Source organism: Streptomyces chartreusis NRRL 3882 (assembly GCF_900236475.1).
GTDB classification, from domain to species: domain Bacteria; phylum Actinomycetota; class Actinomycetes; order Streptomycetales; family Streptomycetaceae; genus Streptomyces; species Streptomyces chartreusis_D.
Map to the genome: position 1 here is coordinate 2,677,903 of NZ_LT963352.1, position 14,957 is coordinate 2,692,859.

Below are 14,957 nucleotides of genomic sequence, written 5' to 3' on the forward strand. Positions count from 1 at the left end.
GCTGAGGGTTTTTGCGAGGTTTGTGCGGTTTTCGGCTGCTGCGCAGAGGGTGCCTGTGCAACAAAAAACCCCTCGTGCCGTAAGGCAAGCGAGGGGAGCGCGCCGGGTGGGGTCGCTGAGCGGTCGAGGCTCAGCGTCAGCCGACGCGCTTTCCAAGTACGAGAATTCGGGTGCGCATGGCACAGACCCTCCCCCCGGCACGCACTCACTGTCAAGTGGGTGGGACGGGAGTCTCATTATGTGAGCAGAGGGCCGTGCCGCCTCCGATGACGGCGGACACCCCCGAGCTGTACACCCGCGAGGCACCGCCCGCGAGCGCCGGTTCGGCCGGTCCGTGCGGCATCGGATAATGGCCGGAAGCGAGCGCCCGGCGCAGCCGGTACTCGTCGAGCGGCCCGGAGAACGCCATGCCCTGCCCGTGGGTGCAGCCCATCGCGCGCAGGGCGACGACCTGCTCGGGCAGATCCACCCCCTCGGCCACGGTCTTCAGCCCGAGGTCGCCGGCGATGCGCAGCAGCCCACTGGTGATCTTGTGCAGGCGGGCGGACTCGACGACGCCCTCGACCAGACTGCGATCGAGCTTCAGCCAGTCGACGGGCAGCCGCCTGAGGGCCGTGATCGCCCCGTAGCCACTGCCGAACCCGTCGAGGGCGATCCGGACACCGACCCGCCTGAGGGCGCCCAGCCGCCGCTCCAGCTCGTCCAGGCCGGCCCTGGGGTCGGCGTCGGACAGCTCGATGATCAGCGACCCGGACGGCAGCCCGTGCCGGGTGAGCAGCGCCTCGATGGTGCCGAGCGGCATCGACCGGTCCAGCAGCCGACGGGCGCTCATCCGGACGACGACCGGCACGGACAGCCCGGTCGCATGCCGTTCGGCGGCCTGTTCGACGGCCTCCTCGATCATCCACCGGCCCAGCTCGGCCGTCTTGTCGCTGTCCTCGGCCACGCGCAGGAACTCCGCGGGGGTGAACAGCACCCCCTGCGAGGAGCGCCAGCGCGCCTGCGCGGACACCGACGCGATGCGGCCGTCCTCCAGGGACACCACCGGCTGGTGCAGCAGGGCGAACTCGCCGTCGTGCAGCGCGGCCCGCAGTCGCGTGGCCAGCTCCGCCTTCCGTACGACGTCCTGCTGCATCTGCGGCTTGTACAGCTCGACGCGTCCCTTGCCGCCGGCCTTCGCCCGGTACATCGCCAGGTCGGCGTTGCGCAGCAACTCGCCCGCGCCGAGGCCGGCCTCCGCGAAGGCGACACCGATGGAGGCGTTGACCCGGACATCGTTGCCGTCGATGACGTACGGCTGGGACAGCGTCGTCCTGAGGCGTTCGGCGAGCTCCAGTATGTGCCGCTGCCTCGCCTCGCGGTCGCGGGTGTTGTCCCCGACGATCAGGGCCGCGAACTCGTCGCCGCCCAGCCGGGAGGCGGTGTCGCCCTGCCGGACGGAGTCCTGGAGGCGGCGGGCGGCCTGGATGAGCAGCTCGTCCCCCGCCTGGTGCCCGATCGTGTCGTTGACGGCCTTGAAGCCGTCGAGATCGATGAACAGCACGGCCGTGTTCCGCAGGGCCACGCCCCGGTCGGAGGCGCGGCGCCCCGAGAGGGCGTGCTGCACGCGCTTGGTGAACAGGGCCCGGTTGGGCAGGTCCGTGAGCGGGTCGTGCTCGGCGTTGTGCTGCAACTGGGCCTGGAGCCGCACCCTTTCGGTCACGTCCCTGCTGTTGAAGATGAGGCCGCCCTGATGGCGGTTGACGGTCGACTCGACGTTCAGCCAGCCTCCGTCACCCGAGCGGAATCGGCACTCGATGCGCGTTGTGGGTTCCTCGACGGGATGGGCGGCGAGGAAACGCCGCACCTCGTGCACGACGCAGCCCAGGTCCTCCGGGTGGATCAGATTGGCCAGCTCCGTGCCCACCAGCTCCTCCGCCGGGCGGCCGTACACACCGGCGGCGGCCGGGGAGACGTACCTCAGGACCCCGCTGGGTGCGGCGATCATGATCACGTCGCTGGAGCCCTGCACCAGGGAGCGGAAGTGGTTCTCCTGCTGCGCCAGCTCCTGGGTGAGGGTGATGTTGTCGAGCAGCATGATGCCCTGGCGCACGACGAGCGCGAGCACGACCGTGCCGCCGGTGAGCAGGACCACGCGGTCGACGCTGCGGCCGTTGAGGACGTTGTAGAGGATCCCCAGGGTGCACACGGCCGCCGCGAGATACGGCGTGAGGGCGGCGAGGGAACCGGCGATGGGCCGGGCGGCCGGATACCGGCCGAGCTCGCCTCCGGGCAGGGGCAGAGGGGGGTGCGGGCCGCCGCGCTGCCCGGGCATGTGCTCGTGCACCACGCGCGTGCGCCCCGCCGGGCCCTGCCGGTCGGTGTCCGGCGTGCGGGGCCCGGCCCACGGGGCGTAGGCCAGGAGCAGCGAGCCGGCGAACCAGCCCGCGTCGAGCAGCTGGCCCGAGTGGTAGTCGTGGTGCATCAGCGGTGAGGTGAACAGGGCGTCGCACATCACGGTCAGCGCGAGCGCGCCGATCGCGGTGTTGACGGCGGAGCGGTTCACCGCCGACCGCCTGAAGTGCAGCGCGAGGACCATGCTGACCAGCGCGATGTCGAGCAGCGGGTAGGCCAGCGACAGCGCGGTGTGCGCCACGCCGGGCCCTTCGGACTTCGCGGCCTGGGCGAGGGCGAGGCTCCAGGCCAGGGTGAGCAGCGAGCCGCCGATCAGCCAGGCGTCCAGCCCGAGGCAGACCCAGCCGGCCTTGGTGACCGGCCGCTTGGCGAGCACGAGCAGCCCGACGATCGCGGGCGGGGCGAAGCAGAGGAAGAACAGGTCGGCGTAGCTGGGACTGGGCACGGGCTGTCCGAGGACGACCTCGTACCACCCCCAGACCAGGTTGCCCAGGGACGCCATGGCCGAGGAGAGGCCGAACAGCAGCCAGGCGGGTCGAAAGCGGGTGTGGCGGCTGCGGGCGTAGAGGAAGCACGACACGGCGGCGGTGGCCGCCGCGGCGCTCAGCCCGAAGTCGCCCATGATCAGAGCCAGTTCGCTCGAACCCCAGCCGAGCGCGGAACCGACGGCGTATCCCGCGCAGACCAGGGCGAGGACGAGTTGGAGGGCCGGGCCCGGCCGGGGGCCGGGGGCCGGTGTGCGGGGCAGCAGCGCCCCCGGGGACGGAGGCTGTGCCCGCAGCGCTCCGTCGAGCGTGGGTGCGGGGGTCGGCGGCGCGCTCACCGGGCCCTCCCGGTCCGAGCCGCCCCCGGGTCCCCTGGGCCCCGGTGCGCCGGCTGGCCATGCCTTCCGCGGCTGCCGGGCCTGCGGCGGCGATGGCTGTGGTCGGTGCGCTGGTCGCTGTGGTGGGTGTGGTGCCCGCCGTGATCGGCGTGGTGACCGCGTCTGCCCGCGGCCGTCCGCCAGGGTCGCCGCCGGCAGCCCCGCCCCGTCGGATCGCTCGTCCATAGGCCGTGCATCGCCTGTCGCCCCCCTCACAGTCCGAAGTGTCCATCCCCGGCGCCGAACGGTCCGCGGCGCAGCCCCTGTCGGGACGATACACCAGTCTCGTCACTCAGGGACATAGGTTCTCTACTCTCCGTGACGATCAACAGATATATGAGTACCCACCGCGCCCGAAGGATTGCGGACGGTACTCGAGTTCGGATCAGCCGGTTGATGCACCCGTCGTAAGGATCACGTTGCGCAGCGGCTCCCGGTTCACATAACGGTTCAACTGGTCCACCAGGAGCCGCTTGGCGCGCGGCAGGAACGCGGAGGTGGGACCGCCGACGTGCGGGCTGATGAGTACCCCCGGCGCACGCCACAGCGGGTGTTCGCGCGGCAAGGGCTCCGGGTCGGTGACGTCGAGGGCGGCGGTGATGCGGCCGCTCTCCAGTTCCGCGAGCAGCGCCTTGGTGTCGACGACGGGGCCGCGGGCGACGTTGACGAGGAGCGCCCCGTCCTTCATCCGGGACATGAAGTCGGCCCCGGCCAGGCCACGGGTCGCTTCGGTGAGCGGCGTGGACAGGATGACGACGTCCGCTTCCGGGAGCAGCGCGGGGAGTTCGGTGAGCGGATGCACCGGCCCGCGCGCCGTGGTGCGCTCGGAGCGCGCGACGCGCGCCACCCGCGCCACCTCGAACGGAACGAGCCGGTCCTCGATGGCCTCGCCGATCGATCCGTATCCGACGATGAGGACGTTCTTGTCGGCGAGCGCGGGCCGGAAGCCGGCGAGCCACTCCCCGCGGTCCTGCGCACGGACGAAGTCGGGGACACCACGCAGCGAGGCCAGGATCAGCGCGAGGGTGAGCTCTCCGGTGCTGGCCTCGTGCACTCCGCGCGCGTTGCACAGCCGCACCCCCGGACGCAGGTGCCGCAGCCCCGGCTCCACGTGGTCGATCCCGGCCGAGAGGGTCTGCACGACCTGTACGTGGCTCATCTCCGGCATCGGACGCACGCAGAGCGGGCTGGGCTTCATGTAGGGGACGACATAGAAGGCGCAGTCCGCCGGGTCCGCCGGGAAGTCCTCCTCACCGTTCCAGAAGCGGTAGGCGGGGCCCCCGGGGAGTCCCTCGATCTCGTCCGGCGGGATGGGCAGCCACACATCAGCAGTCATGCTCTGGAGGCTATGTCAGGAGGGTGCGACGCCAGAGGTTAGGTTGGGGTGGCCGGAACAGGGAGGGTCACGACCAGGTGGAGCGCAGGACGATCGGCGCGGCGGCGCTCGCGGTGGGGGCCGTCGGACTCGGGTGCATGCCGATGAGCTGGGCGTACAGCGCGTCGCGGCAGCGCGGCGACGAGTCGCTCAGGGCGGTGCACCGGGCGCTCGACCTGGGTTCGTCCCTGCTGGACACGGCCGACATGTACGGCCCCTTCACCAACGAACTCCTGGTGGGGCGGGCGTTGAAGGAGCGGCGGTCGGACGCGTTCGTGTCGACGAAGGTCGGTCTGCTCGTGGGCGACCAGCACATCGTCGCCAACGGCCGCCCCGGGTATGTGAAACGGGCCTGCGACGCGTCGCTGCGGCGCCTCCAGACGGACGTCATAGACCTCTACCAGCTGCACCGGGCCGACCCCGAAGTGCCCGTCGAGGAGACGTGGGGCGCGATGGCGGAGCTCGTCAGGGCCGGGAAGGTCAGGGCGTTGGGCCTGTGCGCGGTGGGCGCGCGGGCCGGCCGCCGCTCGGGGGCCCGGCTGCACGACGCGACGATCCGGCAGCTGGAGCGGGTGCAGCAGGTGTTCCCGGTGAGCGCGGTGGAGGCCGAGCTGTCGGTGTGGTCGCCGGAGGCGCTCGAGACGCTGCTGCCGTGGTGCGAGACGCGGGGCATCGGGTTCCTGGCGGCGATGCCGCTCGGCAACGGCTTCCTGACCGGCCGGCTGCGGCCCGGCGCGGGCTTCGAGGCGGACGACCTCCGGGCCCGGCACCCTCGCTTCACGGCCGAGATGATGGCCGCGAACCAGCCGATCGTCGCGGGCCTGCGCCGGGTGGCCCGGCGCCACGGTGAGCACGTCACCCCCGCCCAGGTCGCCCTCGCCTGGGTCCTCGCCCAGGGCCGGCACGTGGTCCCGGTCCCCGGCACGAAGCAGGAGCGCTGGGTCACGGAGAACGCCGCCGCGGCGGCCCTGCGCCTGACGGCCGAGGATCTGCGCGAGGTGGCGGAACTGCCGCCGGCACAGGGGTCGTGGGACTGAGCCCCGTCCCGCGCCGGGGGCGTTTCGGGCAAACCCCGTGTTCGCGGCTGCGCGTTCCGTGATCGGGAACTTGCGAGGCGCGGGCGGTGTATGACAGGGAGAAGACCTGCCCCGTCGAAGGGACCATGATCGTGCAACGTCGAGCCGTGCCGACCGTGTTGGCCGCCGCCGCGCTCCTGCTGACGGCCGGCTGCTCCTCCGACGGCGGAGGAGCGTCCGGCACGGACAAGAGCGCCTCCCCGAGCAGTAGCGCACCGGGGTCGTCCGCACCGACGGGACAGGCCGGGCAGGAGACACCGCCCGCCAAGGGCTCGGTGAAGGTGGTGCGGACCGTCGCCGAGGGCCTGGACTCCCCCTGGGGCCTCGCCCCGCTGCCGGGCGGCGGCCTGCTCGTCTCCTCGCGGGACGACGGGACGATCGTCCGGGTCGACGAGAAGACCGGCAGGAAGACCGAGCTGGGCGAGGTGCCGGGCGTATCGGCCGCCGGTGAGGGCGGCCTGCTCGGCATCGCCCTGTCGCCCGACTACGCCTCGGACCACATGGTCTACGCATACTTCACCTCGGCCTCCGACAACCGCATCGTCCGCATGCTGTACGACGAGAAGAAGCCCTCCGGCGAGCAGCTCGGCGCTCCCGACACGGTCTTCAAGGGCATCCCCAAGGGCTTCATCCACAACGGCGGCCGGATCGAGTTCGGCCCGGACAAGATGCTGTACGTCGGCACGGGCGAGAGCGGTGACACGGGCCTGTCCCAGGACAAGGACTCCGTGGGCGGCAAGATCCTGCGGCTGACCCCGGAGGGCGAGCCGGCGCCGGGCAACCCGTTCCGGAACTCGCCGGTGTACTCGTACGGCCACCGCAATGTGCAGGGCCTCGCCTGGGACGCCAAGCAGCGCCTGTTCGCCTCGGAGTTCGGCCAGGACACCTGGGACGAGCTCAACGCGATCAAGCCCGGCGACAACTACGGCTGGCCGGAGGCCGAGGGCAGGTCCGACGACTCCGGGTTCCACAACCCGGTCGAGCAGTGGACCACGGCCGAGGCCTCGCCCAGCGGCATCGCCTACGCCGAGGGGTCGGTCTGGATGGCGGGCCTGCGCGGCAAGCGGCTGTGGCGCATCCCGCTGAACGGCACCGAGGCCTCTGCCGAACCGCAGGCGTTCCTGGAGGGCGAGTACGGCCGGCTGCGCACGGTGGTCCCGGCCGGCGGCGACCGGCTGTGGCTGGTGACCAGCAACACGGACGGCCGGGGCAGTCCGAAGGACGGGGACGACCGGATCCTGGAACTGCGGGTGACCTGACCCGGGCTCACTCCTCGGGGTCTTCGGCCTCCGGCTCCCGTGGCGGGCGTACGACGACCTTCCCGGACGAGAGGTCTATCGGCCCGCGTCCGGGATCGCCGTCCCCGGTGTCCTGCCGGGTCAGCTCCAGGCGGTTCTGTTCGTCACGGGTGTGTTTGCGGCCGGGTGCGAACAGTTCCTCGAACATGTTGAACACGGAGCCTCCCAGGGCCGCGAGTCCCCCGACGTCCTTTACAGCGTATACCTCAGCCTGCCGGGCCCGGCGTGACGGATTCGGCCGGGAACAGCCCCAGCCGGTGCGCCACCGCCGCCGCCTCGCCGCGCCCGGAGACGCCGAGCTTCGCCAGGATGTTGGAGACGTGGACGCTCGCGGTCTTCGGGGAGATGAAAAGTTCCTCGGCTATCCGGCGGTTGGTGTGACCGGCGGCGACCAGGCGCAGCACGTCCCGCTCCCTGCTGGTCAGGCCGAGCGCCTCGGCGGGGTCCGCGGGGGCGGACTCCGGTTCCGTGGCGGGTGTGAGCGGCAGGCGGGCGCGCCGGGCGAGCGCGGTGGCGGCGTCGGCGAGCGGCCGGGCCCCCAGGTGGCGGGCCGCGGCATGGACGAGGCGGAGCAGTTCCGTGGCCCGGTCGCGCTCGTCGGCCTCGCCGCCGTCCGTCAGCAGCGACTCGGCCAGTCGGTACCGGACGCGGGCGAGGTCGTAGGGGCGGTCCAGGGGTTCGAAGGCCGTGACCACCTCCGACCAGGTGTCCGGGGCGCTCCGGCTTCCGGCGCCATGGAATTCGGCGCGGTGGAGTTCGGCGCGGACCCACCTCTCGTGGGCGAGCCAGACGGGGGCGTTCGTGGTGAGGCGTTTGACGGCCTCGAAGATGCTCTCCAGGGCCCCTTCGCGGCCGTCCCGCGCGGTCGGCAGCGCCCGGGCGTCGGCCTCGGCCGTGGCGGCTTCGAGCAGCAGGGGCCAGGCGTAGCGCTGGGTGCCGGGCGGGAAACCGGACTCCAGGGTGCGGGCCAGTTCGGCACGGGCGTCGGCCAGGCGGCCCTCGGCGACGGCGACCTGGATGGTGAGGCAGGCGATCGGCAGGTCGTGCTGCGGCATGGGGTCGTGGGGGCCGTAGGAGGCGCGGCTCTCGGCGAGATGCCGAGCCGCCTCGGGCACCCGGCCGCGGGCGAGGGCGAGGAACGCCAGGCTGTTGGCGCCCGACCCGTACGGCGCGGCCGTCTGCCCGCGCCGCTGGGCGTTGACGGCCGCCTCGGCCGCCTCGTCCCAGCGGCCCAGGGAGATGAGCGACTCGGCGAGGTTGCCCCAGACCCAGCCCTCGGCGTCCCGCAGGCCCATCCTGCCGGTGAGGCGCAGGCCCTCGTGGAGGACGCGCACGGCCTCTTCGGAGCGCCCGATGCCTTCCAGGGCGGAGGGCAGGTTCACATGGCTGCGGCCCACGACCGCCGGGAGACCCCGGGCGACGACCTCGTCCCTGACCTCGTGCATGTGGGCCAGCCCGGCCTCGATCTGCCCGGCGTCGATCATGAGTCCGCCGAGGGTGAGCCGGGCGTTGGCCTCGATGTCGTCGGCGCCCACCATGCGCGCGTACTCCACCGCCCGCTCGGCGGCCGTCAGGGCCTCCGGGCCCGGCTGGTGGAGCATCGACCAGTGGGCGACCGTGGCGAGCACCTCGGCGTGCACCTCGGACGGCGGCAGGCCGCGGACCAGGTCCTGCGCGGTGGCGATCTCCTTCCAGCCGTCGCCGCGGGCGAGCCGCTGCACCAGCCGGGAGCGCTGGATCCAGAACCAGGCGGCGCGCAGGGGGTCGTCTTCCTCGTCCAGCTGGCGCAGCGCCCGCTTGGTGATCTTCAGGGCGCGTTCGCGCTCGCCGCAGAGCCGTCCGGCGACGGCCGCCTCGGCCAGCAGGTCGAGGTGGCGCAGCGCGGTGGTCTCCGGGCCGCCGCAGGTCGGATAGACCTCGGCGTAGTCGACGGGGCGCAGGGTCCGGCGTACGGCTTCGGGGGCGGCGTCCCACAGTTCCATCGCCCGTTCCAGCAGCCGCAGTTGCTCGGCGTAGGCGTGGCGGTGGCGGGCCTCGACGGCGGCGTCGAGCACGGCGGGCAGGGCCTTGGCCGCGTCGTGGGCGTGGTACCAGTAGCTGGCCAGGCGCGTCGCGTGCTGGTCGGCCGGGACGAGGGTCGGATCGGTCTCCAGGGCTTCGGCGTAGCGGCGGTTGAGGCGGGAGCGCTCGCCGGGGAGCAGGTCGTCGCTGACGGCCTCGCGGACCAGGGAGTGGCGGAAGCGGTAGCCGTCGCCGCCGGGCGCGGGGGTGAGGATGCTGGCGTTCACGGCGGCCCGCAGCGCCTCGATGAGGTCGTCCTCGGCGAGCCGGGCGACGGCGGCCAGCAGCCGGTACTCGACGGTGGAGCCGCCCTCGGCCACGATCCGGGCGACCTGCTGGGCGGTCTCCGGCAGCCCTTCCACCCGGACGAGCAGCAGGTCGCGCAGGGAGTCGGTCAGGCCCGTGCGGCAGCCCTCGTGGGCGGCGACGGCGAGTTCCTCGACGAAGAAGGCGTTGCCGTCGGAGCGTTCGAAGATCGCGTCGACCTGGTCGGGGTCGGGTTCCTGGGCGAGGATGCCCGCGACCTGGCGGCACACCTCCTCGCGGTTGAAGCGGGCGAGTTCGAGGCGGCGGACGGTGCGGAGCCGGTCGAGTTCGGCGAGCAGGGGCCGGAGCGGGTGGCGGCGGTGGATGTCGTCGGAGCGGTAGGTGGCGAGGACGACGAGGCGGCCGGTGCGCAGGGTGCGGAAGAGGTAGGAGAGCAGGTGCCGGGTGGAGGCGTCGGCCCAGTGCAGGTCCTCCAGGGCGAGGACGACGGTGTGCTCGGCGGTGACGCGCTCCAGCAGGCGAGCGGTGAGTTCGAAGAGGCGGGCCATGCCGTCCTCGTCGTGCCGGGCCGCCTCGCGTGCGGCGGCCGTGCCGATCTCGGGGAGCAGCCGGGCCAGCTCCTCCTCCTGTCCGGCGGCCGCGGCGGCGAGTTGCCCGGGCAGCTCGCGGCGCAGGGCGCGCAGGGCGGTGGAGAACGGCGCGAACGGCAGCCCGTCGGCGCCGATCTCGACGCAGCCGCCGAGCGCGACGACCGCGCCCCGCCTGCGTGCCGCGACGGCGAACTCCTCGACGAGGCGGGTCTTGCCGACTCCGGCCTCGCCGCCGATGAGCAACGCCTGCGGGTCGCCCGCGGCGGCACCGGCGAGCACTTCGTCGAGCAAGCCCAACTCGGCCGCGCGGCCGACGAACACGGGGCTGACGGACCTGGTCTCCACGGACCCGAGCATCGCATGCGGGTCCGGCGGCGCGGCACCGGTTCGGCCACGACGGACCACCGGACCGCCGGCCGCTGCCGCCCGGACGACCGAACCGGCCGCCGCCTCCGGGCGGACCGCCACAGCGTCAGCGGCCGCTTCCCCACCGACGATCACGGAGGCGGCCGGTCCCGCCCCCGTGTTCACGCGGCCCGGGCGGACCGTGGCCGGCGGAAGCGGCGGCTATGGCTCTCGTGCTCGGCGGAGCCTTCGGCGGCTTCGCGGCGGGCGGCGCGGCGGGCCCGGGCGGCCTCGCGGACCTGGCGCTCGTGGTCGGCGCGGCGGATGAGGTCGGCGGCGCGCAACTGCTGGAACTCGTACTCGTACATGGCGTGTCCTTGGTGAGAGGTCGGGTCGAGGGCTTCGCTTTCTGCGATGCCTCCACCTTCGTCTCCCAGGCGGGGCTGCCACATCGGGAGAGTTCCGCATCTTCGGGGGCGGGCGGGGCCTTAGACACGGCTGAGGGGCCTCAGGGCCTCCGTAAGGTGCTCACGGATGCCCTAAGACCCCTCAGGAGCTGCGGAACCTCAGCTGGCCGACGGCAGTCCGAGGAGGATGCCGGTGTACTTGAGGACGGCCAGGAACAGGCCGATCACGCCGAGCGCGACACCCGCCCAGGCGACCGACTTGATCCAGGGGGCCTGGACCCTGCCAGGGGTGCCGAAGGCCGGCCGGGCCAGCACGAAGACGCCGACGATCAGCGCCGTCACCGCGAACAGGCCGCCCCACAGGGCGGTGGTCTGCCAGGCGTCGCCGTAGACCGCCTGGATCTGCTTGGCCACGCCCGCGTTCTGCGCGGTCTCCAGCTGACCGACGAGGTTCTGCCGTGCGGCAGCCACCGTGCCGATCCAGCTGCCGGTGAGCGAGACGACGCCCAGTGCGGCGGAGACCACGGCGGCAGCGCCCTGGCCGACGCCGGAGGCGCCCTCCTCCTTGGTCTCGGCGGCCTCGGCCGGGACCTCGGTCCGGGTCACCTCGTCGGACTTGGTGGTGTCCACCGCCTTCTCGTCGGTCGTGGCCTCGGTGGCCTCGGTCTCGTCCACTGCGTTCGTTGCCATGTGTCGCACCGTAGGGTCGCTGTCTGAGAAGTCTCTTAATGATCGTCGTGAGCGGCACGCGCGCGTGCGGCACGCCACTCGGGCGCCAGCACCGACCAGACTTCGAGATCGTGCCGTACGCCACCATAGGGGTGGGCCTCGCGCCGCACACCGTCACGGGTCATGCCGAGGCGCCGCGCCACGTTCAGACTCGCCTGATTGCCCGAAGCGGCGATCCACTCGATCCGGTGAATGCCGCGCTCTTCGACCGCCCAGTCGATGAGGACGCGCATCGCCCGGGTGACCAGTCCCCGCCCGGTCCCGGCGGGCTCCAGCCAGCAGCCGACCTCGCAGTTGCCGCTCGCGGCGTCGAAGTTCAGGAACAGCACGCCGCCCACGAGCTTGCCGTTCAGCCACAGTCCGTGCAGCGAGCGGGTGTCGGCGGCGCGCATGTCGGCGTACCGCTGGAGCAGGGCCCGCGCGGACTCCACGTCCGTCTCCTGTGACCCGAAGCCGATGAACCGCCCGATGAAGTCCCTGCCCCGCTCCAGGTGCGCGAAGAACTCCTCCGCGTGCCAGGGCTCCAGGGGGCGCAGTTCGGCGCCGTCGTCACCCAGGGATATCGCGTACATCCCGCTGCCGCTCCTCCTCCGCCAGGACGTCCGCCACCTCGGCGTCCGTCGCGGCGGCCAGCCTCTCATGGGCGGCACGGCTCTCGGGCGGTTCGATGCTGATGCGGGGCATGCGCGTGTCGAGCCAGCGGGGCAGCCACCAGTTGGCGCCGCCGAGCAGGTGCATCAGGGCGGGCACGAGGAGCGTGCGCAGGACGAAGGCGTCCAGGGCGACGGCGGCGGCCAGGGCGATGCCGAACATGGCGATCACGCGGTCGCCGCTGAGCACGAAGGCGAGGAAGACGGAGATCATGATGACCGCCGCCGAGTTGATCACGCGGCTGGTCTCGGCGAGGCCGACCCGGACGGCACGCCGGTTGTCGCCGGTCTCCAGCCACTCCTCGTACATCCGGCTCACCAGGAAGACCTGGTAGTCCATGGACAGGCCGAAGAGCACCGACACCATGATCACGGGCAGGAAGGGCTCGATGGGACCGGCGCTGCCGAGGCCGAGCAGTTCGCTGCCCCAGCCCCACTGGAACATCGCGACGACCACCCCGAAGGCGGAGGCCACGGCGGCGACGTTCATCGCGGCGGCCTTCAGCGGGATGCCGATCGAGCGGAAGGCGAGCAGGAGCAGCAGACAGCCCAGGCCGATCACGACCCCGACGAAGACCGGCAGCTTGGCGACGATGACGTCGGCGAAGTCGTCGTAGCCGGCCGTCATGCCGCCGACCTGCACGTCGAGCGAGGTGCCCGCCTCCGCCCGGGGCAGCACCTGGTCGCGCAGCCGGTCGACGAGGTCGCTGGTCTGCTTCGACTGCGGCGAGGACTCCGGTACGACGGTGAGGTACGCGGTGTCGCCGCCGGAGCCGAACGTCACCGGCGTCACCGAGGCGACGCCCTCGGTGCTCCGGAGCGTGGCGTCGAGGTTGTCCAGGGCGAGCTTGTCGTCCGCTCCGTCGACCTTCGTGACGAGGGTGAGCGGGCCGTTGACGCCCGGGCCGAAGCCCTCGGCGAGGAGGTCGTAGGCCTGGCGGGTGGTGGATGTCTTCGGGTCGTTGCCCTGGTCGGAGGTGCCCAGGTGCAGGGAGAACGTGGGCAGCGCGAGGACGGCCATGACCACCAGGGCGACCACGCCGAGCACCTTGGGGTGGCGCTCGACGAATGCCGACCAGCGGGCGGCGAAGCCCGTGGGCAGTTCGGGTTCGGGCCCGTGCTCCGCCAGGCGGCGGCGCTCGCGGCGGCTGAGCGCCCGCATGCCGATGAGGGACAGCAGGGCGGGCAGCAGCGTCACGGAGGCCGCGACGGTGAGGATCACGGTCAGACTGGCGGCGAAGGCGACGCCGTTGAGGAAGCTCAGCCGCAGGATCAACATGCCCAGCAGGGCGATGCAAACGGTGGCACCCGCGAAGACGACCGCCCGTCCCGTGGTCGCGACGGCGTTGGTGGCCGCCTCGGTGACGGACAGCCCGCGTTTCAGCCCGCGCCGGTGTCTGGTGACGATGAACAGCGCGTAGTCGATGCCGACGCCGAGCCCGATCAGCATGCCGAGCATGGGGGCGAAGTCGGCGACGGTCATGGCGTGCCCGAGCAGCACGATCCCGGCGTAGGCGGTGCCGACGCCGACCAGGGCGGTGGCGATGGGCAGCAGTGAGGCGGCGAGCGAGCCGAAGGCGAGGAACAGCACGACCGCTGCGACCACCACGCCGATGACCTCGGCGAGGTGCCCGCCGGAGGACTGGGTGAGCCCGACGGCGCTGCCGCCCAGCTCCACCTGGAGCCCGTCGGTCTCCGCGCTCTTCGCGGTGTCGACGACGGCCTGCGCCTCGCTCTTGCTGATGTCCTGCGCCGGGTCGTCGAAGGTTACCGTGGCGTACGCCGTACGGCCGTCCTCGCTGACGCGTCCCGTGCCCGGCCCGTCGTAGGGGCTGGTCACGGAGGCCACGCCGGGCAGGTTCTCGACGCGTTCCAGGGCGCGGGTCATCGTCTGCTCGACGTCGGCGGCGCGGACGCTGCCGGAGCTGGTGTGCCAGACGACGGTGTCGCTGTCGCCGCCGAGTCGCGGGAAGCCCTCGTGCAGCAGCTGGGTGGCGCGGCCCGACTCGGTGCCCGGGACCTGGTAGTCGTTCGAGTACGCGGAGCCGGCGACGGCGGCCCCCGCGGCCACCCCCGCGAAGGCGAGGAGCCACAGCAGAACGGTGACCAGACGGCGTTGGACACACCAGCGTGCGAGGGCTGCCACGAAACGTGCTCCCAGGGTGACTTTTTTGGATCTTTGACCGGGAACAGTTGTCCATGAACTGAACAGCCCGCAAAGAACGCATGAGCAATGCGGAATCACTCTTACAGGCGAACGAGATCATTTGTCGGTTTCGTGGGCTTATTCACAGCGATGCGGTCAGTCGAACTGATCCCCCAGCGCCATCACCATCACGCCGGCGATCAGCAGCCACAGCGCCCGTCGGGTGCGTCCGCGGGCGCCCAGCACGGCGGCGCCCGCGCAGACGGCCGCGCCGCAGGCGTACGCCGCCGGGACGAATGCCGGTGCGGAGCGGGTGAGGCGGAGCAGTGCCGCGGACAGCCCTGCCAGGGTGAGCGCGGCGCCGGTACCCGCCGCCGTCCAGCGGGCCCGCCGCGCGCCCTCCGCCGGATCGTCGGCGTCGTCCGGCTCGTCGTCCGGCTCGTCGTCCGGCTCGTCGTCCGGCTCGGCCGGTTCGTCATCGGGCTCGTCCGGCGCGGCATCCGGCTCGGTGTCCTGCGCGGCGGCTGCCTCCGGGTCCGTTATCTCAGGATCGGTGTCGGAATCAGCGCGTCCACTCATGGCCGAGACGGTAGCGCGTCGGGCGGGAAAACCGGGTGCGGGGCCGACGGGCCGGCTGCTAGCGTCCGCGGGTCCGAGGAACGCCCGCGGCACGTCGCCGCCCGGCCGAAGCAGGTGCATTGTTTGACGGTCCGACCGAGCTCCTACGCATCCCCCTTCTTCCTCAAGGACTCAAGGA

Annotated in this window: 11 protein-coding genes; 2 read left to right on the plus strand and 9 right to left on the minus strand. The window is 72.5% G+C overall.

Annotated elements, in window-relative coordinates; translation table 11 throughout:
• Positions 1–211 precede the first annotated feature (211 nt).
• A complete protein-coding gene (locus SCNRRL3882_RS11765; RefSeq protein WP_162501111.1) occupies positions 212–3,217 on the minus strand; it encodes a putative bifunctional diguanylate cyclase/phosphodiesterase in 3,006 nt (1,001 codons plus the stop codon).
• A 424-nt stretch (positions 3,218–3,641) separates the two neighbouring features.
• On the minus strand, positions 3,642–4,592 hold the full coding sequence (locus SCNRRL3882_RS11770) for a 2-hydroxyacid dehydrogenase (RefSeq protein ID WP_029181304.1): 951 nt from the start codon (positions 4,590–4,592) through the stop codon (positions 3,642–3,644).
• Positions 4,593–4,669: 77 nt separating this feature from the next.
• Here SCNRRL3882_RS11770 and SCNRRL3882_RS11775 point away from each other — a divergent pair, with 77 nt between their 5' ends.
• Both SCNRRL3882_RS11775 and SCNRRL3882_RS11780 read left to right on the plus strand, forming a co-directional pair.
• Positions 4,670–5,668: an aldo/keto reductase gene (locus tag SCNRRL3882_RS11775; protein ID WP_010041847.1), complete on the plus strand. Its 999-nt coding sequence runs from the start codon at positions 4,670–4,672 to the stop codon at positions 5,666–5,668.
• 125 nt (positions 5,669–5,793) lie between these two features.
• The gene (locus SCNRRL3882_RS11780) at positions 5,794–6,966 is read left to right on the plus strand and encodes a PQQ-dependent sugar dehydrogenase (RefSeq protein ID WP_010041846.1); all 1,173 of its coding nucleotides are present in this window, start codon (positions 5,794–5,796) and stop codon (positions 6,964–6,966) included.
• Between the two features lie 7 nt (positions 6,967–6,973).
• Here SCNRRL3882_RS11780 and SCNRRL3882_RS11785 read toward each other — a convergent pair whose 3' ends face one another.
• The 7 genes from SCNRRL3882_RS11785 to SCNRRL3882_RS11815 form a co-directional block, all read right to left on the minus strand.
• Positions 6,974–7,162 carry a DUF6191 domain-containing protein gene (locus SCNRRL3882_RS11785; RefSeq protein ID WP_010041845.1) on the minus strand — a complete coding sequence of 63 codons (189 nt, stop codon included), beginning with the start codon at positions 7,160–7,162 and terminating at the stop codon, positions 6,974–6,976.
• 49 nt (positions 7,163–7,211) lie between these two features.
• Positions 7,212–10,280 carry a helix-turn-helix transcriptional regulator gene (locus SCNRRL3882_RS11790; protein ID WP_040903420.1) on the minus strand — a complete coding sequence of 1,023 codons (3,069 nt, stop codon included), beginning with the start codon at positions 10,278–10,280 and terminating at the stop codon, positions 7,212–7,214.
• Between the two features lie 170 nt (positions 10,281–10,450).
• A complete protein-coding gene (locus SCNRRL3882_RS11795; RefSeq protein WP_010041838.1) occupies positions 10,451–10,636 on the minus strand; it encodes a hypothetical protein in 186 nt (61 codons plus the stop codon).
• Between the two features lie 198 nt (positions 10,637–10,834).
• Positions 10,835–11,365, minus strand: coding sequence for a hypothetical protein (locus SCNRRL3882_RS11800; RefSeq protein WP_040903413.1), 531 nt, complete (start codon positions 11,363–11,365; stop codon positions 10,835–10,837).
• Positions 11,366–11,400: 35 nt separating this feature from the next.
• Complete coding sequence (locus SCNRRL3882_RS11805; protein ID WP_010041834.1) at positions 11,401–11,976, minus strand: GNAT family N-acetyltransferase; 576 nt, start codon at positions 11,974–11,976, stop codon at positions 11,401–11,403.
• A complete protein-coding gene (locus SCNRRL3882_RS11810; protein ID WP_010041831.1) occupies positions 11,954–14,200 on the minus strand; it encodes an MMPL family transporter in 2,247 nt (748 codons plus the stop codon). Before SCNRRL3882_RS11810 ends, SCNRRL3882_RS11805 begins: the two co-directional genes overlap by 23 nt.
• Positions 14,201–14,356: 156 nt before the next feature.
• The gene (locus SCNRRL3882_RS11815; RefSeq protein ID WP_102514787.1) at positions 14,357–14,779 is read right to left on the minus strand and encodes a hypothetical protein; all 423 of its coding nucleotides are present in this window, start codon (positions 14,777–14,779) and stop codon (positions 14,357–14,359) included.
• Positions 14,780–14,957 lie beyond the last annotated feature (178 nt).

Bases quoted from the DNA above. Each gene is read 5' to 3' on its own strand.
- SCNRRL3882_RS11815 (WP_102514787.1), bottom strand. From the start codon at position 14,779: ATGAGTGGACGCGCTGATTCCGACACCGATCCTGAGATAACGGACCCG.
- SCNRRL3882_RS11780 (WP_010041846.1), top strand. From the start codon at position 5,794: ATGATCGTGCAACGTCGAGCCGTGCCGACCGTGTTGGCCGCCGCCGCG.
- SCNRRL3882_RS11790 (WP_040903420.1), bottom strand. From the start codon at position 10,280: ATGCTCGGGTCCGTGGAGACCAGGTCCGTCAGCCCCGTGTTCGTCGGC.
- SCNRRL3882_RS11795 (WP_010041838.1), bottom strand. From the start codon at position 10,636: ATGTACGAGTACGAGTTCCAGCAGTTGCGCGCCGCCGACCTCATCCGC.
- SCNRRL3882_RS11805 (WP_010041834.1), bottom strand. From the start codon at position 11,976: ATGTACGCGATATCCCTGGGTGACGACGGCGCCGAACTGCGCCCCCTG.
- SCNRRL3882_RS11770 (WP_029181304.1), bottom strand. From the start codon at position 4,592: ATGACTGCTGATGTGTGGCTGCCCATCCCGCCGGACGAGATCGAGGGA.
- SCNRRL3882_RS11800 (WP_040903413.1), bottom strand. From the start codon at position 11,365: ATGGCAACGAACGCAGTGGACGAGACCGAGGCCACCGAGGCCACGACC.